Raw genomic sequence first — 3,531 nt, 5'->3', positions numbered from 1 at the left:
TGGGCTGATAAAGCTTGCTAGTATTGAGATCGAACTATTAAGGATGTGATAATGCTTCTTTTCACATCCTTATTCCATCCCTACCTCGATCCCGGATGGCTGGCTCGACAACGCTCCAAATTCTCAGCTAATTTTCAGCACGGTAACTATCGATCCGGTATTGCGATCGACTGCAAAAGTACCTGCAACTATTCACCATCAAAATAATCTAAATCCAGCCGTTTGATTTGGTATTCAGAAACAACCGAAACGCCGAGATTTACCTCAATTGCGTACTCGGCTAACTGTGCCCCGTCGATAAGAACAACCTTCACATTGGCAGGTAAATAAGACTTGGCTTGCTCTGAGAACTTTGAGGTCGTAATGAAGATTCCCTTGCGCGCGCCCGTACCCGCTAAGGCACCGACAAACTGTTGAATTTCCGGACGCCCGACAGTGTTATTCCAGCGTTTTGCTTGGATATAAATCGCATCCAAACCGAGCCGATCTTCCTTAATAATTCCATCGATTCCTTCATCTCCAGACTTGCCAATTGCCATCCCTGCATCCACCAAAGAACCGCCATAACCCATCTTGACTAGTAGTTCGATTACTAGTTGCTCAAAGAAGGCTGGAGAGGCTGTTTTAATCCGTTCTAGGAGTTCTTGGGCGAGATTCTGGCGGAGTTGGCGGTAGGCTGACGCGATTACCTCGTCGGGGGTCTGTTCGAGCCGGATATTAGCTACTTCTGGGGCATTAACAGTCGCGCCGATGAAATCCAGGTATTCGGGAAATTGTTTGAGGTATTTGATATCGATTCGGGGTGGCTTTTGGGCGAGGACAGCTAAACCCCGTTGGGTAATCTGAAACTTCCCGCGAGCTGGATAGGTGAGTAATCCAGCCTTTTTGAGATAGCGGATGCGCTCCCGCCTTTGTTCCCCGACCATGGAAGCGCACCAAGCGGTGCCAGCCCAGCCGACTCGGTTGGCAAATTTAGACTGTTTACCAGAAGGGAGTAGTTCTTTGCGTTCGGTATCGGTGAGGTGGAATTGGGTGGTTGCCAGATGCTCGATCTCGTCTGATAGTTTATGCTCTTTGCCATCGCCGGTAAACGCCAGGAGCGACTCGCTAAACCGTCGGGTTCCCCGACGGTTTAGCGAGTCAAGACAGTGGCAGCATAATTGACTGGAAATCGGGGATAGACATGGAAAACGAGGAAACATACTCAAGAGTTATCATTCCCCCTTTCCTGGGCGAAATTGACGCGCTGGAGGTCGCTAGCGGCTGAAACCGCCGCTAGTAGTGGTGCAAAACCTGCCTGTCTTGTTGCGCTGCTTGGTGCAACACATGCGGAGGGAACCTCCGCGTGGTTGCATCCGCTTTTTACGTTGGGGGACCCAACGAGCGCGCAGCTACGCAGGTTCGGGAAAACGATCGGGTATGTTCATGGTTATCTGTCACAGCGATCGTCAATACCCCTCTAAATTAGCCAATTTAGGCTCTCAAACTTCATTTAGGGTATTTCCTCATTCTTCAAGTTTGCAGGCGTTCAGGGCGAAAATAGACGGGTTTGGAATGATATTTGATTGAGTGGCGTCTGGCCGCTTGGTGAAACCTTTTCCGCGATCGATCGACCGTTTGGGCTGTTGGCTATTGGCGATATCTTTATCTTTCCCGATCGAGAGCTATCGCAATCGCCTGGTTAGGACAAAAACCCAACTTTTTCAAAAAAGTCAGGTTTTTAGGGTTTTTAGCAGCACTCGTTTCGATCGTCTCAATTGCGTTGGCGGTTGCCAGAAAGCTCTCAACTGGACATCTCGCAGCGATCGAGGTAGGCACGTTTGATAAATCATCGCTATCTCACCTCGATCTCTGGCTGTGTAACATTTGCATTTTTAAGATTACGCTATGGGTAATGAATTCTGCTTTTTATGCTGAGAGGGAGGGAGAAGAACGAGGAATCTTAATCGGACATCCAGAACGGCATTGAAATTACGCGTAAATAAAATTTAAATACATACTTATTTTTTATAAATATATTTAAAATATGTACGTGGTTTTTCAGAATATTTAAATCTCATTGAAATAATCTATAGATATAAAAAACAAATGTTTATTTTTAACATCTCTTGAGATTTGCCAAAAATCCGGGCAATCGCAAAAAAAGGTAGGTAGGGAAGATCGCCAAACTACTCGTCAGCGCGATCTAAAGTGAGGATTCGAGCAAAAAAAGTGAGGATGACAACTCCTAAGTTCTAATGTACTAAAGACTGAGCTGCTGGGGATGCGGTGAAGATCGAGAGATAAATGCTAGCAGCCAGATCCAAAAGGAGGGCTTATCGTCGAACTTGGGGAGCGATTGGACGGCAGAGGTAATCTGTTCGGATTTGGGTTCGAGCCATTGCAATTCAACCTCATCCAGAATTTTGGACATCTCTGGGGTGACTTGACTCGCCACTTCAGGCTCGGCAGGGCGGGAGTCTTCCGCATCTCCATTCATCAATTCGTCCAAATATTCCTCGACAGTCATTCCTTTGAGCCGAGCTTGGATTTTGGCACGGGCGAGCAGCCGTTTTGGGAGTCTGAGCGATTGCTTTTCTTCGTAGTCTGGATCGAGTGCTTTTTCGATCGCATTCGCGGTGATTTTTTCTGGTGTGGTATTGGCAACTAATGTCCCCCAGATTTGTTCTAACATTGGATGATCTTGGTAATAGCCTGTTTCGAGCTTTTTGGCTTTAGTTAATACCGCCGCTTGGGAGTAATTTCTTGGCAAGATCTCAAATCCAGAATCAGCGAGATACATGGCTGTATCGGCAGCTTCGATATAGCTATTGGCTTGCCAGACGGTGAGTTTGAGCTTTTGTCGGCAAAACTGGGCGAAGGTTTTCAATTTGTCTTGGCAGTATTTATACGCACATTCATTTCGGATTTTTTCGAGGATTAATCCGAATTTGATATAGGCATATTGAGCCGATGCCACGACTCGATTGCCCTCATTCCAGCCATCGACATCTTTGAAGTTGAGATCGAATAAGTCTGCTTTCCATTCTGCGATGAGATTGAGTAAATGGCTTTCTATCGATCTTTCGGCGATTGTTTCCATGTCAAAATTAGCCCCAACTGGGGGCGGCGATCTGGTTTATTGCTCAAATTAGTCCTTAATTCTTTGTCGCTAGTGCGATCGCGGTCGCTTTCCGATTCACAATTAAGTTAGGAGTTTAATTGGAGAATGGCGACTTCACTACTATAACACGAGCGAGATAAATTTCTCTCACTTACGAGATTAATAAGTCTCATAAAGATGTACTTGAAGTAGCCAACATAGGCTAATGAGCAATGGGGGTAAGGAATTGAACGAATTAATTAGAAGACGTGGTTTCCGGCTTTCTGCTGTAGCTTCCGCGATCGATGTCGATCGTCAGACTATTTCTAGATGGACGGATAACGCGCCGATCGGTAAGCTGATTAAGTTATCCAGATTTACGGGGATTCCCATCCTTGAGGTGATTGGCTGTTTCGATCTGGAAGAAGAATCATATTCAACACTACCCG

At 46.1% G+C, this 3,531-nt stretch carries 3 protein-coding genes; 1 reads left to right on the top strand and 2 read right to left on the bottom strand.

Annotated elements, in window-relative coordinates; genetic code table 11:
• Positions 1–188 precede the first annotated feature (188 nt).
• Entirely contained in the window at positions 189–1,202 is a 1,014-nt protein-coding gene (locus RMO84_RS03620) for a restriction endonuclease (protein WP_310487092.1), read from the bottom strand.
• 1,040 nt (positions 1,203–2,242) lie between these two features.
• Positions 2,243–3,082: a hypothetical protein gene (locus RMO84_RS03615; protein ID WP_310487091.1), complete on the bottom strand. Its 840-nt coding sequence runs from the start codon at positions 3,080–3,082 to the stop codon at positions 2,243–2,245.
• Positions 3,083–3,329: 247 nt separating this feature from the next.
• Between RMO84_RS03615 and RMO84_RS03610 the strand changes: the two genes are divergently transcribed.
• Positions 3,330–3,531 (top strand): helix-turn-helix transcriptional regulator (locus RMO84_RS03610; protein ID WP_310487090.1); only part of this gene is annotated, 202 nt, incomplete at its 3' end.

Source organism: Chamaesiphon sp. VAR_69_metabat_338, assembly GCF_031423935.1.
Lineage (GTDB): Bacteria > Cyanobacteriota > Cyanobacteriia > Cyanobacteriales > Chamaesiphonaceae > Chamaesiphon.
This window is presented reverse-complemented; position numbering and strand designations above follow the sequence as displayed.

Excerpts from the sequence above, each read along its gene's own strand:
- RMO84_RS03620 (WP_310487092.1), bottom strand. The coding sequence starts at position 1,202 with ATGTTTCCTCGTTTTCCATGTCTATCCCCGATTTCCAGTCAATTATGC.
- RMO84_RS03615 (WP_310487091.1), bottom strand. The coding sequence starts at position 3,082 with ATGGAAACAATCGCCGAAAGATCGATAGAAAGCCATTTACTCAATCTC.